At 70.1% G+C, this 20,319-nt stretch carries 12 protein-coding genes; all 12 read left to right on the top strand.

What is annotated here, in order from left to right; translation table 11 throughout:
* Positions 1-213 precede the first annotated feature (213 nt).
* The 12 genes from nusG (at position 214) to ACH47X_RS13955 (ending at position 20,078) form a co-directional block, all read left to right on the top strand.
* On the top strand, positions 214-1,032 hold the full coding sequence (gene nusG / locus ACH47X_RS13900; RefSeq protein ID WP_397405178.1) for a transcription termination/antitermination protein NusG: 819 nt from the start codon (positions 214-216) through the stop codon (positions 1,030-1,032).
* A 75-nt stretch (positions 1,033-1,107) separates the two neighbouring features.
* On the top strand, positions 1,108-1,539 hold the full coding sequence (gene rplK, locus ACH47X_RS13905) for a 50S ribosomal protein L11 (RefSeq protein WP_020016098.1): 432 nt from the start codon (positions 1,108-1,110) through the stop codon (positions 1,537-1,539).
* Positions 1,540-1,657: 118 nt separating this feature from the next.
* The gene (gene rplA, locus ACH47X_RS13910) at positions 1,658-2,374 is read left to right on the top strand and encodes a 50S ribosomal protein L1 (protein ID WP_020016099.1); all 717 of its coding nucleotides are present in this window, start codon (positions 1,658-1,660) and stop codon (positions 2,372-2,374) included.
* 274 nt (positions 2,375-2,648) lie between these two features.
* Positions 2,649-3,281: an RNA polymerase sigma factor gene (locus ACH47X_RS13915; protein WP_397405180.1), complete on the top strand. Its 633-nt coding sequence runs from the start codon at positions 2,649-2,651 to the stop codon at positions 3,279-3,281.
* On the top strand, positions 3,272-3,832 hold the full coding sequence (locus tag ACH47X_RS13920; RefSeq protein ID WP_397405182.1) for a hypothetical protein: 561 nt from the start codon (positions 3,272-3,274) through the stop codon (positions 3,830-3,832). The genes ACH47X_RS13915 and ACH47X_RS13920 overlap by 10 nt, the downstream gene beginning before the upstream one ends.
* A 94-nt stretch (positions 3,833-3,926) precedes the next feature.
* Positions 3,927-5,390, top strand: coding sequence for a S8 family peptidase (locus tag ACH47X_RS13925; protein ID WP_397405184.1), 1,464 nt, complete (start codon positions 3,927-3,929; stop codon positions 5,388-5,390).
* 16 nt (positions 5,391-5,406) lie between these two features.
* Positions 5,407-8,016: a CHAT domain-containing protein gene (locus tag ACH47X_RS13930; RefSeq protein WP_397405186.1), complete on the top strand. Its 2,610-nt coding sequence runs from the start codon at positions 5,407-5,409 to the stop codon at positions 8,014-8,016.
* A 141-nt stretch (positions 8,017-8,157) separates the two neighbouring features.
* Entirely contained in the window at positions 8,158-10,755 is a 2,598-nt protein-coding gene (locus tag ACH47X_RS13935) for a CHAT domain-containing protein (protein ID WP_397405188.1), read from the top strand.
* A 428-nt stretch (positions 10,756-11,183) separates the two neighbouring features.
* Positions 11,184-11,714 (top strand): 50S ribosomal protein L10, encoded by a 531-nt coding sequence (gene rplJ / locus ACH47X_RS13940; protein WP_020016105.1) that lies wholly within the window; start codon positions 11,184-11,186, stop codon positions 11,712-11,714.
* 84 nt (positions 11,715-11,798) lie between these two features.
* On the top strand, positions 11,799-12,185 hold the full coding sequence (rplL, locus tag ACH47X_RS13945; RefSeq protein WP_397405190.1) for a 50S ribosomal protein L7/L12: 387 nt from the start codon (positions 11,799-11,801) through the stop codon (positions 12,183-12,185).
* A gap of 418 nt (positions 12,186-12,603) precedes the next feature.
* Positions 12,604-16,116 carry a DNA-directed RNA polymerase subunit beta gene (gene rpoB, locus ACH47X_RS13950; protein ID WP_026365830.1) on the top strand — a complete coding sequence of 1,171 codons (3,513 nt, stop codon included), beginning with the start codon at positions 12,604-12,606 and terminating at the stop codon, positions 16,114-16,116.
* A 77-nt stretch (positions 16,117-16,193) separates the two neighbouring features.
* The gene (locus ACH47X_RS13955) at positions 16,194-20,078 is read left to right on the top strand and encodes a DNA-directed RNA polymerase subunit beta' (RefSeq protein WP_036964587.1); all 3,885 of its coding nucleotides are present in this window, start codon (positions 16,194-16,196) and stop codon (positions 20,076-20,078) included.
* Positions 20,079-20,319: the final 241 nt, after the last annotated feature.

The raw sequence follows: 20,319 nt of genomic DNA on the forward strand, positions 1-20,319 counted from the left end.
CGGCGGGCCCGTCGGACGGGCATCACGCCGGTCCGGGTGCGCCGGACCAACTCATGCGGCACGCTGCGCAGTACTTCGCTGTGATCGTTCTCGCCCGTCGCTGATTGTCCCTTCGCGGTACTTTCGCGCGACAATGGCCGGACACAGCTCGTAGAAGTACGCACACCCGTGCCGGGCGTAGCCCCGGCGCACGAAGAGAAAGCAGGTTCGTTCGTGTCCCAGGACTCTCTGGACCAGACGGAGAACGTCTCGCCGGTCGACGGCGACGAGACGGCCGTCGACGCGCCCCTGGACGCCGAGAACGCTGACGTGCCTGCGGACGCCGAGACCCCGGCCGAGACCGTCGAGGACGAGGTCGAGGACGACGCCACCGACGAGCGCCCCGCTGACGCCGACGGCGACGTCATCGTGGACGAGGTCGAGGAGTTCAAGCGAACCCTCCGCGGCCAGCTCGGCGACTGGTACGTCATCCACTCGTACGCGGGCTACGAGAAGCGCGTGAAGACCAACCTCGAGAACCGCATCCAGAGCCTGAACATGGAGGACTACATCTTCCAGGTCGAGGTTCCGATGGAAGAGGTCGCCGAGATCAAGAACGCGCAGAAGAAGATCGTGAGCCGGGTGCGCATCCCGGGTTACGTCCTCGTGCGCATGGACCTGACCGACGAGTCGTGGGGCGCCGTGCGGCACACGCCGGGCGTCACGGGCTTCGTCGGGCACACCCACCAGCCGGTGCCGCTGAGCTTCGACGAGATCTACTCGATGCTCGCGCCGTCGATGCTGCCCCAGGCCGGTCAGCAGGTCGGCCAGCAGGCACCTGGTGGCGGCACGGTGACCAGCTCCGGCAAGGCTCCGGTCCACGTGGACTTCGAGGTCGGCGAGTCGGTGACCGTCACGGACGGTCCGTTCGACACGCTGCCCGCCTCGATCTCCGAGATCAACGTCGAGGCCCAGAAGCTCAAGGTCCTCGTCTCCATCTTCGGCCGGGAGACCCCGGTCGAGCTGGGGTTCAACCAGGTCGCCAAGATCTGATTCGTCCGTACCCCGGCACTTGCAACCGGGTCATCGCCCACGGCGTAGGCCCATCCAACAGAAGGTAGTGAACGCATGCCCCCGAAGAAGAAGGTCTCCGGCCTCATCAAGCTGCAGATCCAGGCCGGCGCCGCGACGCCGGCCCCGCCGATCGGCCCCGCGCTGGGTCAGCACGGCGTGAACATCATGGAGTTCTGCAAGGCGTACAACGCGGCGACCGAGTCGCAGCGTGGCAACGTCATCCCGGTCGAGATCACCGTGTACGAGGACCGCTCGTTCACCTTCATCACCAAGACCCCGCCGGCCGCCGAGCTGATCAAGAAGGCCGCGGGTGTGGCCAAGGGCTCCGCGACGCCGCACACGGTCAAGGTCGCCTCGATCACCAAGGACCAGGTCCGCGAGATCGCGACGACCAAGCTTCCTGACCTGAACGCGAACGACCTCGACGCCGCGTCGCTGATCATCGCGGGCACCGCCCGCTCCATGGGCATCACCGTCTCCGAGTGACGAAGTCGCTCGGGGCAGCTCGCACAGTCGAGTGATCCCTCCCCGGGGCACCAGTTCCGGGACCGAAGCACCACAGTGGCAGGGCCGGTCGGCCCGCTACGACCACAAGGAGAGAAACATGGCAAAGCGCAGCAAGGCGTACCTCGCCGCCGCGGAGAAGATCGACAGCGAGAACCTGTACTCGCCGCTCGAGGCCATCCGCCTGGCCAAGGACACCGCCACGGTCAAGTACGACGCCACCGTCGAGGTCGCGTTCCGGCTGAGCGTGGACCCGCGCAAGGCGGACCAGATGGTCCGTGGCACGGTCAACCTGCCCAACGGCACGGGTAAGACCGCCAAGGTCATCGTGTTCGCCAACGCCGCCAAGGCGGAGGAGGCCCGTGCGGCCGGTGCCGACGAGGTCGGTGGCGACGAGCTGATCGAGAAGGTGGCCGCCGGCTACACCGACTTCGACGCGGCTGTCGCCACGCCGGACCTCATGGGCAAGGTCGGTCGCCTCGGTAAGGTGCTCGGCCCCCGCGGCCTCATGCCGAACCCGAAGACCGGCACCGTGACGATGGACGTGACCAAGGCTGTCACCGACATCAAGGGCGGCAAGATCGAGTTCCGCGTCGACAAGCACGCGAACCTGCACTTCATCATCGGCAAGGCCTCGTTCTCCGAGGCCCAGCTGCTGGAGAACTACGTCGCCGCGCTCGACGAGGTCCTGCGCCTCAAGCCGTCGTCGTCGAAGGGTCGCTACATCAGCAAGGCGACCATGACCACCACGATGGGCCCCGGCATCCCGCTGGACCAGAGCAAGACCACCAAGCTTCTCGAGGAGCTCTCGGCCTGATCCGAGCCCCCGAAAGCACAGAGAGGCCCGCATCCCGCAAGGGATGCGGGCCTTTTTGAATCTTCATCAGGATCATGTATCGAACCGGGCGGTCCCGCCTCTTGTCTGATGGGCGGCAGGAAGCCGACGTGAGCCGAGGAGAGGGGAGTGCCTGATGGGCACTGTTTTCTCCCTCCCCGGATCCGTGTGCTCGGCCGTAGACTCGGTTGGTCCAAGCGCTCCACGTCCGGCACGCGACGTGGAAACATCCGCCAGCAGAGAATCCCGTGGTGCAATGACAGGATCAAGGGAGGCCCTGCCCGACGTCGACGGGTCCGGTCTCACGCTCGGTGATCGCGCGGCGATCGCCCTGACCGAGTACCGCGCCGGGAACCACCAGGCGCTCGGCGACCTGGTGCGCGAGGCGACGCCGCTGCTGTGGCACACGGTCCGTGCGCAAGGGGTCGACCGCGATGCCGCGGACGACGTCGTGCAGAGCACCTGGGTCGCGCTGGTGCGTCATGCCGAGTCGATCGCCGAGCCGAAGGCCGTGCTGAAGTGGTTGCTGGTGACCGCGAAGCGCGCTGCCTGGGAGGCGGTGCGCAAGCACCGTGACGACGAGAGGCGCCGCACCGAGCTGCCGGACGACAGTCCCGAGCATCCGATGGCTCTCCCCGCCAACGATCCACCACCCGACGCCGAGGTGCTGCGCGACGAGCGCGACCGCATCCTCTGGACGTCGCTGCAGAAACTGCCCGGACGCTGCCAGGAGCTGCTGCGTCTGGTCTCGCTCGCCGACCGGCCGGACTACCGGTACATCTCGGCGGCGATCGGAATGCCGATGGGTTCCATCGGTTCGACTCGCGGCCGCTGCTTGGCGAAGCTGCGCACCATCCTCGATGAGCAAGGGGACTTCTCGTGGACCTGACGCCGGAACCCAACCAGGACGACGAGGCCGTGGGGCACCTCTCGTTCGACCCGAAGGGCGTGCTGGACGCCGGGGACGGCGCCGTGCTGACCCGGCTCGCCCGCGCGGTCGGGGCCGTGGACCCGGTGCCGGAGGGGCTCGTCGAGCGGTCGCTGTTCGCGATCACGCTGGCGGGTCTCGAGGCCGAGCTGATGGAGGCCGTCTACCTCGACGCGCCGCTCGCGGGCGTCCGGGGGGCCGCCGCTGCGGCCCGGGCAGACGACGCCGCGCCCGCCGAGGCGAAGACCATCACCTTCACGCACGACTCGCTGACCGTGATGATCACGCTGTCGCCCTCCGCGGGCGGCAGGGTCCGGATCGACGGCTGGGCCGCCCCCGCGGCCGGCCTGGACGTGGAGCTGCACCGCCCCGGGGTCGACGTCGTCACGACCGCCTCCGACGAGGACGGCCGGTTCTCCTTCGACTCGGTGGAGCGCGGGCGCGCGAGCCTGGTCGTCCGCCGCACCGACGGCGGCGGCGGTGCCGTGAGCACTCCGATCATCGAGCTGTGAACCGCTGAACCACCGAACTACCCACTGTGTGTGATCCGGCCGAGGGGCGCGGCGGGGTCTGTCGAGCAATCGTTGTCGATGGAGAGGTATCGCTGTGACTGAGCCCATGCCCGAGGAACTGCGCGTCCGCGACCACGCCGGAGGCTGGCGACCCGTCCGGGAGCTGGATCCGGCCGAGGCGCGCTGCCGGCGCGACGTGCGGCTGGCGCCGACCCGATACGTAGCAGACCGGCTGATCGTGCGGAGTACGCCGGGGGAGGACGACGGCCTGCTGGACCTGCTCCGAGAGCGCGCGGCCGACCGCGGTCTGTCGCTGGAGACGGAGGAGCTCACGCCGGCCCCGATGCGGTCGGAGGTGCCGCGCACGGGCGTGGCGGTGCATGTGGCGACCGGCGGCACGGAGGACGCGGACGTGTGGGACCTGCTGGACGACGTCGCGTCGTCGGCCGGCGCGGACGACCGCAAGCGCGTCGGGCTGGACCATGTGCTGCAGGGGCACCGCAACAAGCCAGGCGTGGGCATCCCGGGCGACCGGGAGCCGTCCCTGCACGTCGGTCCCGTGCCGCGGCGCGCGTTCGGGGCGGGAGCGGTGCCGTGGCTGACCGCTGATGGTGTGCAGCGGCCGGTCGTCGCCCTGGTGGACACCGGGATCGGCGCCCACCCCTGGTTCGACGGCTCGCACGTCGTGATCCGGGACGCGCAGATCGACGGCAGCCCGATCGGCACCTTCACCGAGGTAGAACCGGTGACGGGGCACGAGCCGGCCACCGAGCTGGCGCCCTACGTGGGCCACGGCACCTTTATCGCGGGCCTGGTGCACCAGGTCTGTCCTGACGCCGCCATCCTGCCGGTCCGTGTCATGTACACCGACGGCGAGGTCCGGGAGTGGGACCTGGTCCGCTCCCTGGAGCGGCTCCTGGAGTACCACCTGCGCGGGGTCGCGGGCGTCCCGGGCCACGCACCGGTCGACGTCGTCGTGCTGGCGCTCGGCTTCCAGCCGGAGCTGCTCGAGGACGACTACGAGGGTGTGCTGCGCGGTTCCCTGCGTGACCTGCGGCGGGCCGGGATCCTTGTCGTTGCGTCCGCGGGCAACGACGGCGGCGAGCAGCCGGTGTTCCCCGCGGCCTGGGCGCCGCACGTGCGCCGGGTCGACGGGCGTGCCGAGCCCTTGGACGCCGGCGACCTGCGCGCGGACTACACGCCGCTCCTGGTCGTGACCGCCGCCAACCCGAACGGCACGCTCGCCGACTTCGCCAACGACGGCCCGTGGGTGACCAGCGTGCGTCCCGGCACCAACGTGCACAGCACCATGCCCGTAACCGCCGACGGTGCCCTGGAGCCGCAGGAGGTGTCTGCCGGTGGCCGCGAGTCGGTCGATCCGGACGACTTCACCGGCGGGTTCGCGACCTGGAGCGGGACCTCGTTCTCGTCGCCGGTGCTGGCGGGGGAGCTGGCCCAGCACCTGCTGGACGGGCGTGTCGCGGAGAGCCAGGCGGACCGGGTTGCCGCGGCATGGGAGGCTGCACACCAGGCGACGGGACTGCCGATCCCGCACTGACGATGACGGGGTGACCATGGAGGCGACCACTCGCCGCGAACCGTGGGCGCGTTTGTTCGAGCGACTTGAGGTCGCCCGCGACCTGCACGCGCGTGCGAAGTGGTCGGTGGCTGAGGCGGACTTCCGTGTGCTCCTGGCGGACCTGGAGGGCTTCGACCTCGATGAGCTCGACCCGGCGGACCGAGCCGAGTGGGCAGAGCTCATGGTGCGGAGCCTTCTAGGACTGTCCAACCCGGTCCATGCCCTGGCCGGATCGCTGGGTGAGGCACTCGCGCTCTGCGACCGGGCTGCGGCGATCGAACGAGCCGTTCCAGACCCCTCGATGGCGAGTCTGGTGTTCGTCCAGCGAGGTGTCCTCCACTCGCGGTCCGGGCAGCCGAAGAAGGCCCTGTGGAACTTCACGCAGGCGCTACGCGGTCCAGGTCTCTCCGGCCACCGTGACCTCGCCACGACGTTCCTGAACCGAGGCGCCGTCTTCAGCGAGCTCGGCGACTTCACCGGGGCGCTGAGTGACTACGAGGCGGCGCACGAGCACGCGGCGGCGCTGGGACATGCCCAGTACATCGCGTTCGCGCTGCACAACATCGGGTATGCCAGGTACACCCTCGGGAACCTGCCGGCTGCCCTGGAGTCGATGGAGCGTGCTGTGGATGCCGCCCCGGACCAGGACGACGGCATCCCGGAGCTCGGCCGGGCCGAGGTGCTCTTCGAGAGCGGCCTGCTCGCCGAGGCCGAGCAGCTACTCGCCACCGCGACTGTCCGTCTGTCCCAGGCAGCCCTCCGCCTGGAGCACGCGGAGGCCGAGTGGTTCCGTGCCCGGGCCCTGATGGGCCTCCTGCGCTTCGACGAGGCCCGTGCCCAGGCTGCCCAGGCCCGGCGACGGTTCGAGCGCGGCGGACAACGGTCCATGGCAGCACTGGCGCGGGTGCTCGAGCTCGACTCCGTGCTTTCGGAGTCCCTCCTCACCGGCAAGAGCCCGTCGCGCGCCGTCGCCCGGCGTCAGGCGCGTGAGGCGATGTCGGTGGCCCACGCCGGCGACGCCGCCGGCCCCACTCTCGGCTACCACCCCGGGCACGCCGCGCGCCTTGTCACCGCAAGGTGGTCTGTCCTCGCGGGCGACCTCGACGCGGCGCGGGACGCGCTCGCGGGCCTGCCCCGCGGCATGGCGAGCGCCCCGCTGACCATGCGCGTCCAGCACTACACGGTTCAGGCCGAGCTCGCGTTCGCCACAGACGACCGCGCCCGGGGCCTTCGCGCCGTCCGCTCGGGCCTGGGCCTGCTCGCCGACCACCGCAGCCGGCTCGGGTCCGTCGAGTCCGTCACGGCCGCCGCGGCGCACGGCGTCGACCTGACCCGTGTCGACGTCGAGGCAGCGGTCCGCACCGGCAGGCCGGCCGCCCTGTTCGACGCCCTGGAGCGTGGCCGCACCACGTTCGCGGGCACTGGTCGTGTCACCCCGCCCGACGACCCTGAGGCAGCGGCCCTCCTGACCGAGGCGCGCGGCCTGCTCGTGCGGGCGCGTGAGCTCGGGCCCGGCGACCCCAGGGAGCGCGAGCGCCTCACCCGCCGCGCGAGCCGTATCCAGGACGAGGTCCGCGAACGCTCCTGGCGGCACGCCGGCAACGCCGGCGCGGTGCAGCGCCCGGTCACTGCCCGCGAACTGCGTGGTGTCCTCGCCGAAACCGGTAAGGTCACCGTCGTCGCCAACTTCGTCGCGATGGACGGCGTGCTCCGCTGCGTCCGCGTCGACGTCGACGGCGTCACCACCGTCGACATCGGCTCCGCCGACGACGTCGTCGAGCACGTCCGCCGCCTGAACGCCGACTTCGCGATGGCCGCCAACGACCTGATCCCTGCCCCCTTGCGCGCCGCGGCGTCGTCCTCGCTGGCCCGCAACCTCAAGGCGCTCGACGCGGTCCTGCTCGCCCCGCTGCGCGCCGACGGCGACCTCTACGTCGTGGGCCGTGAGCCCCTGCTCAGCGTGCCGTGGGCCGCCCTTCCGTCCCGCGGCGGCCTGCGCACCTCCGTCAACTCGTACGTCGCGCGCGGCCGCGCGCACGCCCGGCCCACGGGCGACCACCGGCTGCTCGCCGCCTCCGGCCCCGGCGTCGCCCACGGCGCCGCCGAGGCGCGCGGGGTGGGGGAGCAGTGGCCCGGCGCGACCGTGCTGACCGGCAAGGACGCCGTTACCGAACAGGTCCGCACCGCACTGGCCACCCATGACGTCGTCCACCTGGCCACCCACGGCCGGCACGACGCCGACAACCCGCTCTTCGCGAGCATCGAGCTCGCCGACGGCCCGCTGTTCGCCCACGAGCTCGACGGCACGCCGCTGCCCGGCTCGGTCGTGATCCTGTCTTCCTGCGAGGTCGGCGGTTCCACCCAGGTGCTCGGCGGCGAGCTCCTCGGCCTGACCTCGGTGCTGCTGCGCCTGGGTGCCCGCGCCGTCATCGCCTCGGTCGCCAAGCTCTCCGACGAGCTCGCCGCCCGCGTCATGCCCCGCCTGCACGCCCACCTGCGCGAGACCGACGACCCGGAGGCGGCGCTCGCGGCCGCGCTCCGCGACGTCGCAGAACCCGTGCCCCTGGTCTGCTTCAGCTCGGTCGAGGGCCTCGCCGCCGGGTGAATCAGCGGGCGAGGAGCAGTCCTTCACCCGGGCCAACGCCCTGACCTGCACCGTCGCGGCGCACGATGACAGGCTGCCCACGTCCCGCTATCGTTTCCCGCCCGGTGTCCCTCGGGCCACCGCGAGGCAAGGGGACCAAGCATGTGGCCGGAACTTGAGGCGGAGCTCCTGGCCGCCCGGGATCTGAACGCCCGGTCGCGGCCCGGCGACGCACTGCCACGGTTCCGGGACGTGCTCGACCGGCTCCGGGTCATGGACCACGCCGAGCTCGGCACCACCGACCGTGAACGCTGGGCCGAGGGCATGGTGCGGTCGCTGGCGGGCCAGGCGGTCGCCGTCCACTCCGTCGAGGACGCGCTGGACAAGCCCCTCGCCCTGCTCGACGACGCCGACGGCCGCGCCGATGCCGCACCGCGCCGGATCCGCCGGCGGCTCTCCGCCGTCGTCGACGGCACCCGGGGCCTGCTGCTGCAGCGCTCCGGCCGGCTCACCGACGCCCTCGCGGCCTTCGACCGGGTGCTCGCCGACGCGGACCAGCTCCCCGTGCGCGACCACGCGACCGCGCTGCTGAACCGCGGCGCGACCGCCATCGAGCTCGGCCGGCTCGACGCTGCGCTCGCGGACTTCGACGCCTGCCACGACGCCGCAGGCCGCGCCGACCTGCCTGGCATCGCCTCGCTCGCCCTGCACAACACGGGCTTCGTCCGGTATGCGCTCGGCGACCTGCCCGGGGCGCTGCAGGCCATGGCCGCGGCCCGCGCCGTCGACCCGGAGCGCGCCGACGGCGTGCTCGACATCGGCCGCGGCGCCGTCCTCTACGAGGCCGGCCTGCTCGAGGACGCCGAGCAGGTCCTCACCCAGGCGATCTCCCGCATGGTCGTCCCCGGCCGCGCTCAGCACCGCGCCGAGGCCGAGTACTTCCGCGCCCGCTGCCTGATGGCTCTGCACCGCTGGGACGAGGCGCGCACGGCGGCCGCGTTCGCCCGGCGGTACTACGTCGGCGTCGGCCACCCGCAGCGCGCTGCCGTCGCGCGCGTCGCCGAGCTGGAAGCCATCCTCCTGCCGATCCGCCGCGGCGAGTCTCCCGTGCCCGACGACGCACGCCGACGTGCCGAGCAGGCCATCCAGGCAGCCGAGGCGGGCGACGAGGTGGACCCGCTGCTCGGGCAGCGCCCTGGTCTGACCGCCCGGTTCGTCGCCGCGCACTGGTACCTGCTCGCCGGCGACGTCGGTGCGGCCCGCGCCGTCCTCGACAGCCTGCCCGACGGGCTGGCCGACGCCCCGTTGTCCACCCGCATCCAGCGGCAGACCGTCCTCGCGCAGCTCGCGTTCGCGTCGGGCGACAGGTCCGCCGGCATCGACGCCGTGCGCACGGGCCTCGGGCTGCTCGCCGACCAGCGCATGGGCCTTGGCTCGGTCGAGTCGGTGACCGCCGCCGCGGCGCACGGCGTCGACCTGCAACGGACCGACGTCGAGGCCGCGCTGCGCACCGGCCGGCCGGACTGGCTGTTCGAGGCGCTCGAACGCGGCCGGGCCACGTTCGCCGGCATGGGCGGCACCACCGCGCCGGACGAGCCCGCGATCGGTGCCCTCGTCACCGAGGCCCGCGGACTCGTCGTCCGGGCGCGCACCCTCACCGACCGGGACAGCGCGACCGAGCGCGCCCAGCTCTTCGAGCGGTCCCGCCGGCTCCTGGCCACGGCGCGCGAACGCGCCTGGCACCGCACCGGTGCCGACCCAGGCCCCGCCGACGACCGGCCGGCCACCACGGCGGAGGTCCGCGACCTGCTCGCCGCCCGCGACGACGGTGCCGTCGTCGCCAACTACCTGGTGATCGACGGCGTCCTGCGTTGTGTCCGCGTCGACGCGGACGGCGCGCGCACCCTGGCCCTCGGACCGCTGGCCGAGGTCACGGAGCGCGTGCTGCGCGTCCGCGCCGACTTCGGCGCGTGCGCCAACGAGCATGTGCCCCCGGCCCTGCGCGACGCCGCCCGCCGCTCCCTGACACGCAACCTCGACACGCTCGACCGCCTCCTTGCCGTGCCCATGGGCGCCGACGGCCCGCTGTACGTCGTGGGCCGGGAGCCCCTGCTCGGCGTCCCGTGGACGGCGCTCCCGTCCCGGCGCGGGCGGCGCACGACCGTCCGGTCCTTCATGGCGCGTGGCCGCGCGCACCCTCGCCCCGAAGGCAGCCACCGGCTGCTGGCCGCGTACGGCCCCGGCGTCACGCTCGGCGCGCGCGAGGTCCAGGCAGTCGGGGAGGTGTGGCCGGGCGCCACGGTCCTCACCGGGAGCGCGGCGACCACAGCCGCCGTACGATCCGTGCTCGCCACCCACGACATCGTGCACCTGGCCACCCACGGCAGGCACGACGCAGACAACCCGCTCTTCGCCTTCGTCGACCTCGCCGACGGCCCGCTGTTCGCCCACGAGCTCGACGGCACGCGGCTGCCCGGGTCGGTGCTCGTCCTGTCGGCCTGCGAGGTCGGCGGCTCGTCCCAGGTGGTCGGCGGCGAGGTGCTCGGCCTGTCGTCCGTGCTGCTGCGCCTCGGCGCCCGCGCCGTCATCGCCGCCGTCGCCCCGCTCTCCGACGCCGTCGCCGCGCGCGTCATGCCCAGGTTCCACGCCCACCTGCGCGCCACCGACGACCCCGAGGCCGCGCTCGCTGCGGCGCTCGCGGACGAGCCCGAGCCCGTACCGCTGGTGTGCTTCGCGTCCCTGGAGGGCCTGGAGCGTTGAGATACGAGGCCGCGCCGAACGTAGGATTGTTCGCTGCATGAGCCCCTGGAAGGGCGATCATCCCTACGTTCGGCGGGTTGTAGGGCGACGGCGCCTACGTTCGGCGCTGGCCGAGGAGCCTCGTTCGCGGGCGGCGTGTGGCACGTGACACACGCTGCCTGCACAGCGGCCGGTGGTTGCCATGTATAGTTCTCGGGTAACCCAAGACCGCCGGTCGTCCGACGCCGCCCGCTCGTCACGAGCACAGGACGGAAGAAGACCGAAGTCCCGCTGAGAGCGGGGGCCTGCGCAGGTGACGAACTCGAGTGCGGCCCTGCCGCGCGAACCGAGCCCCGTGCACCTGCGCCGGGGCTCTTTTTCTCGTTCCGGGGCGACGCCCGGGGCCCAGCGCCCCAGGGGACGGTGGTACCACCACCGGAAGGATTGCCATGGCGAGGCCGGACAAGGCAGCCGCTGTCGCAGAGCTCGCGGACAAGTTCCGCGACTCCAACGCGGCCGTGCTGACCGAGTACCGCGGGCTCACCGTCGCGCAGCTCAAGGAGCTGCGTCGGTCGCTCAGCGGCAACGCAACCTACGCCGTGGTGAAGAACACGCTGACGGGGATCGCGGCCAAGGAGGCCGGTGTCGAGGGTCTCGACGCCGACCTGAAGGGCCCGTCCGCCATCGCATTCGTGACCGGGGACCCGGTCGAGGCTGCGAAGGGTCTGCGTGACTTCGCCAAGGCGAACCCTGCTCTGGTCATCAAGGGCGGCGTGCTCGACGGCGCCGCGATGTCCGCTGCAGAGATCACGAAGCTCGCGGACCTCGAGTCCCGCGAGGTTCTGCTGGCCAAGGTGGCCGGCGGTCTGAAGGCCACGCTGACGCGTGCTGCTTACGCCTTCACCGCCAAGCCCGCCCAGGTCGCCCGTGCCATCGATGCCCTGCGTCAGAAGCAGGAATCGGAGGGTGCTGCCGCCTGACCAGGTGGCAGTGCCAGTTCACACCCCCCTGCTTCTCGCGGACCGGAACCGGTCCGCGAAGCGCCAACTGAAAGGAACGCCATCATGGCGAAGCTCTCCACCGACGAGCTCCTGTCCGCCTTCGAGGAGCTCACGCTCATCGAGCTCTCCGACTTCGTGAAGGCCTTCGAGGAGAAGTTCGACGTCACCGCCGCCGCTCCGGTCGCCGCTGTCGCTGCCGGCCCCGCGGGTGGCGCGCCGGCCGAGGCCGCCGAGGAGAAGTCGGAGTTCGACGTCATCCTCGAGGCCGCCGGTGACAAGAAGATCCAGGTCATCAAGGAGGTGCGCGCGCTCACGTCCCTCGGCCTGAAGGAGGCCAAGGACCTGGTCGACGGCGCGCCGAAGCCGGTTCTCGAGGGCGCCGACAAGGACGCCGCCGAGAAGGCGAAGGCCGCCCTGGAGGGCGCCGGCGCCACCGTCACCCTCAAGTGACCTCAGGCACCACCGCCTTCGGGCTGGTGTGACGGCGGCCCGGGCTCGTCCCGGGCGCCGTCCGCCGAACGCAGAGGCCCGCACCCCTCGGGGTGCGGGCCTCTCGCGTGCTCTGGATCGTCCGTCGGGGCGCCTGGTTCCGCGGCACTCGCCTCACCAGTGCGGATACGCAACGTTTCGAGGTTTACCACAGTCTCGAGGTGCGGGCCCTAGGGGGACTGGACATACTAGAACCAGATAGGTATGCTAGCGCTTTGCGCCCGCGTGTGCCCTCGACGCCTCCCCCTGCTTCCCGAAAGTCCTGGTCGCATCCCCCTCACCGGTGGGATGCCCTCCGGTGACCGGTGAAGTCCGGCAGAGCTTCCTGCAGCACCGCAGAGCGTACAGCGTTCACCCGAACTGCAGGGAAGGACCCCTCTTGGCTGCCTCGCGCACCCCTTCAGCTCCGTCCGCCGAAGCCATTGCGAACCGTACCGCTTCCCGTCGCGTTTCTTTCGCAAAGATCTATGAGCCACTCGAGGTCCCCGACCTGCTTGGCCTGCAGACCGAGAGCTTCGACTGGCTCCTTGGTAACCCAGCCTGGCAGGGCCGGGTAGAAACTGCCAAGGCGGCTGGTCGTAATGATGTCCCGGAAACCTCCGGACTGGAAGAGATCTTCGAGGAGATCTCCCCGATCGAGGACTTCGGCTCCTCGATGTCCCTCTCCTTCTCGAACCACCGCTTCGAGCCGCCGAAGTACACGGCGGACGAGTGCAAGGAGAAGGACTTCACGTACGCGGCCCCGCTGTTCGTCACCGCGGAGTTCGTCAACTACACCACCGGTGAGATCAAGAGCCAGACCGTGTTCATGGGCGACTTCCCGCTCATGACCGCGCGCGGCACCTTCATCATCAACGGCACCGAGCGCGTCGTCGTCTCGCAGCTGGTGCGTTCCCCGGGCGTGTACTTCGAGCGCACCCCGGACAAGACCAGCGACAAGGACGTCTTCTCCGCGAAGATCATCCCCTCGCGTGGTGCGTGGCTCGAGTTCGAGATCGACAAGCGCGACGCCGTCGGCGTGCGCGTCGACCGCAAGCGCAAGCAGTCCGTCACCGTCCTGCTCAAGGCCCTCGGTATGAGCGAGGCCGAGATCCGCGAGCAGTTCGCCGAGTTCCCGTCGGTGCTCGACACCCTCGAGAAGGACCACGTCCACACCGAGGACGAGGCCCTGGTCGACCTGTACCGCAAGATCCGCCCGGGTGAGCCGCCGACGGTCGAGGCCGGTCGCGCGCTGCTCGAGAACTTCTACTTCAACCCGAAGCGCTACGACCTGGCGAAGGTCGGCCGCTACAAGGCGAACAAGAAGCTCGGTGTCGACGCGGAGCTCGCCGACTCCACGCTGTCGCTGACCGATGTGGTCCACACGATCAAGTACCTGGCGTCGCTGCACGCGGACAAGACCACCATGGACGGCGTCCGCAACGGCCAGCCCGTCGAGGTGCGCGTCGAGACCGACGACATCGACCACTTCGGCAACCGCCGTATCCGTGCCGTGGGTGAGCTCATCCAGAACCAGGTGCGCACGGGTCTGTCCCGCATGGAGCGTGTCGTTCGCGAGCGCATGACCACGCAGGACGTCGAGGCCATCACGCCGCAGACGCTGATCAACATCCGTCCGGTCGTCGCGTCGATCCGTGAGTTCTTCGGCACCTCGCAGCTGTCGCAGTTCATGGACCAGAACAACCCGCTGGCCGGTCTGACGCACAAGCGTCGTCTGAACGCGCTGGGCCCGGGTGGTCTGTCCCGCGACCGCGCCGGCATGGAGGTCCGTGACGTCCACCCGTCGCACTACGGCCGCATGTGCCCGATCGAGACCCCTGAGGGTCCGAACATCGGTCTGATCGGCTCGCTGGCGTCGTTCGGTCGCATCAACCCGTTCGGCTTCATCGAGACGCCGTACCGCAAGGTCGAGAACGGCAAGGTCACCGACAACATCGAGTACCTCACGGCCGATGACGAGGACCGCTACATCATCGCGCAGGCCAACACGCCGCTGCTCGAGGACGGCACGTTCGTCCTCGACCGCGTCCTGGTCCGCACGAAGGGTGGCGAGACCAACGACATCCCGGGCGCCGAGGTCGACTACATGGACATCTCGCCGCGCCAGATGGTGTCGGTCGCGACGGCCCTGATCCCGTTCCTCGAGCACGACGACGCCAACCGCGCCCTCATGGGTGCCAACATGCAGCGCCAGGCCGTGCCGCTGGTGCGGTCCGAGGCCCCCGTGGTCGGTACCGGCATGGAGCGCCGTGCGGCGGTCGACGCCGGCGACGTCATCGTGGCGACCAAGCCCGGTGTGGTCACCGAGGTCTCGGCCGACCTGGTGCTCGTGGCGAACGACGACGGCACGACGGGCTCGTACCGCGTGCACAAGTTCGTGCGCTCCAACCAGGGCACGAGCTACAACCAGCGCGTGCTGGTCGACGAGGGTGCGCGGGTCGAGGTCGGCTCCGTGCTCGCGGACGGCCCGGCGACGGACGAGGGCGAGCTCGCGCTCGGCCGCAACCTGCTGGTCGCGTTCATGTCGTGGGAGGGTCACAACTACGAGGACGCGATCATCCTGTCGCAGCGCCTCGTGGAGGACGACGTCCTCTCCTCGATCCACATCGAGGAGCACGAGGTCGACGCCCGTGACACCAAGCTCGGCCCGGAGGAGATCACGCGGGACATCCCCAACGTCTCGGAGGAGGTCCTCGCGGACCTCGACGAGCGCGGCGTGATCCGCATCGGTGCCGAGGTCGGCGCCGGCGACATCCTGGTCGGCAAGGTCACCCCCAAGGGTGAGACCGAGCTGACCCCGGAGGAGCGTCTGCTGCGGGCCATCTTCGGCGAGAAGGCGCGCGAGGTGCGCGACACCTCGCTCAAGGTGCCCCACGGCGAGCAGGGCACGGTCATCGCGGTGCGCGAGTTCAACCGGGAGGACGGCGACGAGCTGCCCGCCGGCGTGAACCAGCTGGTGCGCGTGTACATCGCGCAGCGCCGCAAGATCACCGTCGGCGACAAGCTGGCCGGCCGCCACGGCAACAAGGGTGTCATCTCGAAGATCCTCCCGCAGGAGGACATGCCGTTCCTCGAGGACGGCACGCCGGTCGACGTCATCCTGAACCCGCTGGGTGTGCCGGGCCGCATGAACGTGGGCCAGGTGCTGGAGACCCACCTCGGGTGGATCGCCAAGCAGGGCTGGGACGTCTCGCTGGCCGAGGACAAGGGCGGCGAATGGCTGGAGAGCCTGCCCGAGGTCGCGCACAAGAGCGAGCCGAGCCGGCCCGTCGCCACCCCGGTGTTCGACGGTCTGGAGGAGGTCGCGCTCCGCGGTCTCTTCGGTGCCACCCTGCCCAACCGTGACGGTCAGCGGATGGTCAACCAGGACGGCAAGGCGCAGCTCTTCGACGGCCGCTCCGGCGAGCCGTTCCCGGAGCCCGTCTCCACCGGCTACATGTACATCCTGAAGCTGCACCACCTGGTCGACGACAAGATCCACGCGCGTTCGACCGGACCGTACTCGATGATCACGCAGCAGCCGCTGGGTGGTAAGGCGCAGTTCGGTGGTCAGCGCTTCGGTGAGATGGAGGTGTGGGCGCTCGAGGCGTACGGCGCCGCGTACACGCTCCAGGAGCTGCTCACCATCAAGTCCGACGACGTCCCGGGCCGCGTGAAGGTCTACGAGGCGATCGTCAAGGGCGAGAACATCCCCGACTCGGGTATCCCGGAGTCCTTCAAGGTGCTTCTCAAGGAGATGCAGTCGCTGTGCCTGAACGTCGAGGTGCTCTCGAGCGACGGTGTCTCCATCGAGATGAAGGAGTCCGACGACGAGGTGTACCGCGCCGCTGAGGAGCTCGGCATCGACCTCTCCCGGCGGCCGAACGCCGCCTCCAGCGTCGACGAGATCTGATACCAGGCCGCGCCCGTGCGAGCGGGCGCGGGCCTGGACACCCGAGGATTTTCGAGAACTTCAGGAAGTAGGACATCTTGCTCGACGTCAACGTCTTCGACGAGCTGCGTATCGGCCTGGCCACGGCCGAGGACATCCGTGCCTGGTCGCACGGTGAGGTCAAGAAGCCAGAGACCATCAACTACCGCACCCTCAAGCCGGAGAAGGACGGGCTCTTCTGCGAGAAGATCTTCGGTCCGACCCGCGACTGGGAGTGCTACTGCGGCAAGTACAAGCGCGTGCGCTTCAAGGGCATCATCTGCGAGCGCTGTGGTGTCGAGGTCACGCGCTCCAAGGTGCGCCGTGAGCGCATGGGCCACATCGAGCTCGCCGCCCCCGTCACGCACATCTGGTTCTTCAAGGGTGTGCCGTCCCGCCTGGGCTACCTGCTCGACCTGGCGCCGAAGGACCTGGAGAAGGTCATCTACTTCGCGGCCTACATGATCACGTCGGTCGACGACGAGGCGCGCCAGGAGGACCTGCCCAACCTGCAGAACGAGATCGATCTCGAGAAGAAGGAGATCTCCGACCGCCGGGACAACGACATCAACACCCGCGCCCAGAAGCTCGAGGCCGACCTGGCCGAGCTCGAGGCCGAGGGTGCCAAGGCTGACGCGCGCCGCAAGGTGCGCGACTCGGCCGAGCGCGAGATGGCTCAGCTGCGCAAGCGCGCGGACCAGGAGCTGGACCGCCTCGAGCAGGTCTGGGACCGCTTCAAGAACCTCAAGGTCGCTGACCTCGAGGGTGACGAGATGCTGTACCGCCAGCTCCAGGACCGCTACGGCACCTACTTCGAGGGTGCGATGGGCGCGAACGCGATCCAGCAGCGCCTGCAGAACTTCGACCTGGACGCCGAGGCTGAGTCGCTGCGCGAGACCATCCGCTCGGGCAAGGGCCAGCGCAAGACCCGTGCGCTGAAGCGCCTCAAGGTCGTCAACGCGTTCCTGACCACCACCAACTCGCCCACGGCGATGGTGCTGGACGCCGTCCCGGTCATCCCGCCGGACCTGCGCCCGATGGTGCAGCTCGACGGTGGCCGGTTCGCGACGTCGGACCTGAACGACCTGTACCGCCGCGTCATCAACCGGAACAACCGCCTCAAGCGGCTCCTGGACCTGGGCGCGCCGGAGATCATCGTCAACAACGAGAAGCGGATGCTCCAGGAGGCCGTGGACTCGCTGTTCGACAACGGCCGCCGCGGCCGCCCGGTCACGGGTCCCGGCAACCGTCCGCTGAAGTCGATCTCCGACATGCTCAAGGGCAAGCAGGGTCGGTTCCGCCAGAACCTGCTCGGCAAGCGCGTCGACTACTCGGGCCGTTCGGTCATCGTGGTCGGCCCGCAGCTCAAGCTGCACCAGTGCGGTCTGCCCAAGCAGATGGCGCTCGAGCTGTTCAAGCCGTTCGTCATGAAGCGGCTCGTGGAGCTGAACCACGCGCAGAACATCAAGAGCGCCAAGCGCATGGTCGAGCGCACGCGTCCTGTCGTCTGGGACGTGCTCGAAGAGGTCATCACGGAGCACCCCGTGCTCCTGAACCGTGCGCCGACGCTGCACCGTCTGGGCATCCAGGCGTTCGAGCCGCAGCTCGTCGAGGGCAAGGCCATCCACCTGCACCCGCTCGTCTGCGGCGCGTTCAACGCCGACTTCGACGGTGACCAGATGGCTGTGCACCTGCCCCTGAGCGCCGAGGCGCAGGCCGAGGCCCGCATCCTCATGCTCTCGAGCAACAACATCCTCAAGCCGTCGGACGGCCGTCCGGTGACCATGCCCTCGCAGGACATGATCATCGGTCTGCACCACCTCACGAGCGACCGTCCGGGCGCCGTGGGCGAGGGCCGTGCGTTCGGCTCCGTGGCCGAGGCCATCATGGCCTTCGACCGGGGCGAGCTGGACATCAACGCGCAGATCAAGCTGCGGATGTCCGACCTGGTGCCGCCGCTGAAGGACTTCGAGGCGCCCGAGGGCTGGGAGCCGGGTCAGCAGCTGCTGTTCGACACCACGCTCGGCCGTTACCTGTTCAACGAGACGCTGCCCGTCGACTACCCGTACGAGAACGGGGTCGCCGACAAGAAGCGCCTCTCGACGATCGTCAACGACCTCGCCGAGCGCTACCCGAAGGTGGAGGTGGCCGCGGCGCTGGACGCGCTGAAGGACGCCGGCTACCGGTGGGCCACGCGTTCCGGCGTCACGATCGCCATCTCGGACGTCGCGGCCCCGACCGTCAAGGGCGAGATCCTCGACGAGCACGAGGCCCGTGCCCTCAAGGTCCAGCAGCAGTTCGACAAGGGTCTGATCACGGACGACGAGCGCCGTCAGGAGCTCATCGAGATCTGGACCCAGGCGACCGACAAGGTCGCGTCGGCCATGCGGGTGAACCTCGAGAGCAACGCGCGGAACACCGTGATGCGCATGGTGGGTTCGGGCGCCCGTGGTAACTGGATGCAGGTCCGTCAGATCGCCGGTATGCGCGGCCTCGTGGCGAACCCGAAGGGCGAGATCATCCCTCGTCCGATCAAGTCCAACTACCGCGAGGGCCTGTCCGTCCTCGAGTACTTCATCGCGACGCACGGTGCCCGTAAGGGTCTGGCCGACACGGCTCTCCGTACGGCGGACTCGGGTTACCTGACCCGTCGTCTGGTGGACGTCTCGCAGGACGTCATCATCCGCGAGGAGGACTGCGGCACCGAGCGTGGCCTCACGCTGCCGGTGGCGGAGAAGCTCGCGGACGGCTCGCTCGTCCCGGACGACCGCGTCGAGACCAGCATCTACTCGCGCACCTTCGCGACCGACGTGGTGGACGCCGACGGCAACGTCATCGCGACCGCCGGGTCGGACGCCGGCGACGTCATCATCGACAAGGTCATCGCCGCGGGCATCGAGAACGTCAAGGTCCGTTCGGTCCTGACGTGCGAGTCCCGCGTCGGTACCTGCGCCAAGTGCTACGGCCGGTCGCTGGCCACGGGTCTGCTCGTGGACATCGGCGAGGCCGTCGGCATCATCGCGGCGCAGTCGATCGGTGAGCCGGGCACGCAGCTGACGATGCGTACCTTCCACACCGGTGGTGTGGCCGCGGCCGAGGACATCACGCAGGGTCTGCCGCGTGTCACCGAGCTCTTCGAGGCCCGCACCCCCAAGGGTGAGGCGCCGATCGCGGAGTACACGGGTCGCGTGACCATCGAGGACACCGAGCGGACGCGTCACCTCGTGCTGACGCCGGACGACGGTGGCGAGGAGATCAAGTACCCGGTCACGAAGCGTGCGCGCCTCAAGATCGCGGACGGCGACCACGTGACGGTCGGTACCCAGCTCGTCCAGGGTGCCGTCGACCCGAAGAAGGTGCTGCGCATCCTCGGCCCCCGTGCTACGCAGACGCACCTGGTGGACCAGGTCCAGGAGACCTACCGCAGCCAGGGCGTGGACATCCACGACAAGCACATCGAGGTCATCGTGCGGCAGATGCTGCGTCGCGTGACCGTGCTCGACTCGGGTGACTCGCAGCTGCTGCCGGGTGAGCTCGCGGAGCGCATGCGCTTCGAGGACGCGAACCGCAAGGCCGTGTCGGAGGGTGGCCAGCCGGCCGCCGGCCGTCCGGAGCTGATGGGCATCACGAAGGCGTCGCTCGCGACCGACTCGTGGCTCTCGGCGGCCTCCTTCCAGGAGACCACCCGGGTGCTCACCGAGGCGTCGATGAGCGGTCGTCGTGACCCGCTGCTCGGCCTCAAGGAGAACGTCATCATCGGTAAGCTCATCCCGGCCGGTACGGGTCTGCCCCGCTACCGCAACGTCGAGGTCGAGCCCACCGAGCAGGCCAAGGCCGAGCTCTACCCGAGCTTCGGCTACGACGAGATCGACTTCCCGACCCTGGGTATGGGTTCGGGCGAGGCGATCCCGCTGGAGGACCTGGACCTCGGCGACTTCCGCTGATCCTGGTCCGCTGACCGCGAGGTAGAGAGCGCCTGTCCTGCTCCGCACGGGTTCGTCCCGTACGAGAGCCGGGCAGGCGCTCTACTTCGCGGTTCTACGGGGTGCACCTCACACCCGATTCGTTTTGACCCCCCGTAGACACGCAGGTATTCTTAGAATTCGTGCCCGCGCCGTCGGGCCGCACCTCCTGAAGGCCGCCGCAAGGCAGCTTCGGAAAGCGGCCGATGTGAGTGCGTGGGCA

Origin of the sequence: Promicromonospora kroppenstedtii, from assembly GCF_044389675.1 — a bacterium.
Lineage (GTDB): Bacteria > Actinomycetota > Actinomycetes > Actinomycetales > Cellulomonadaceae > Promicromonospora > Promicromonospora kroppenstedtii.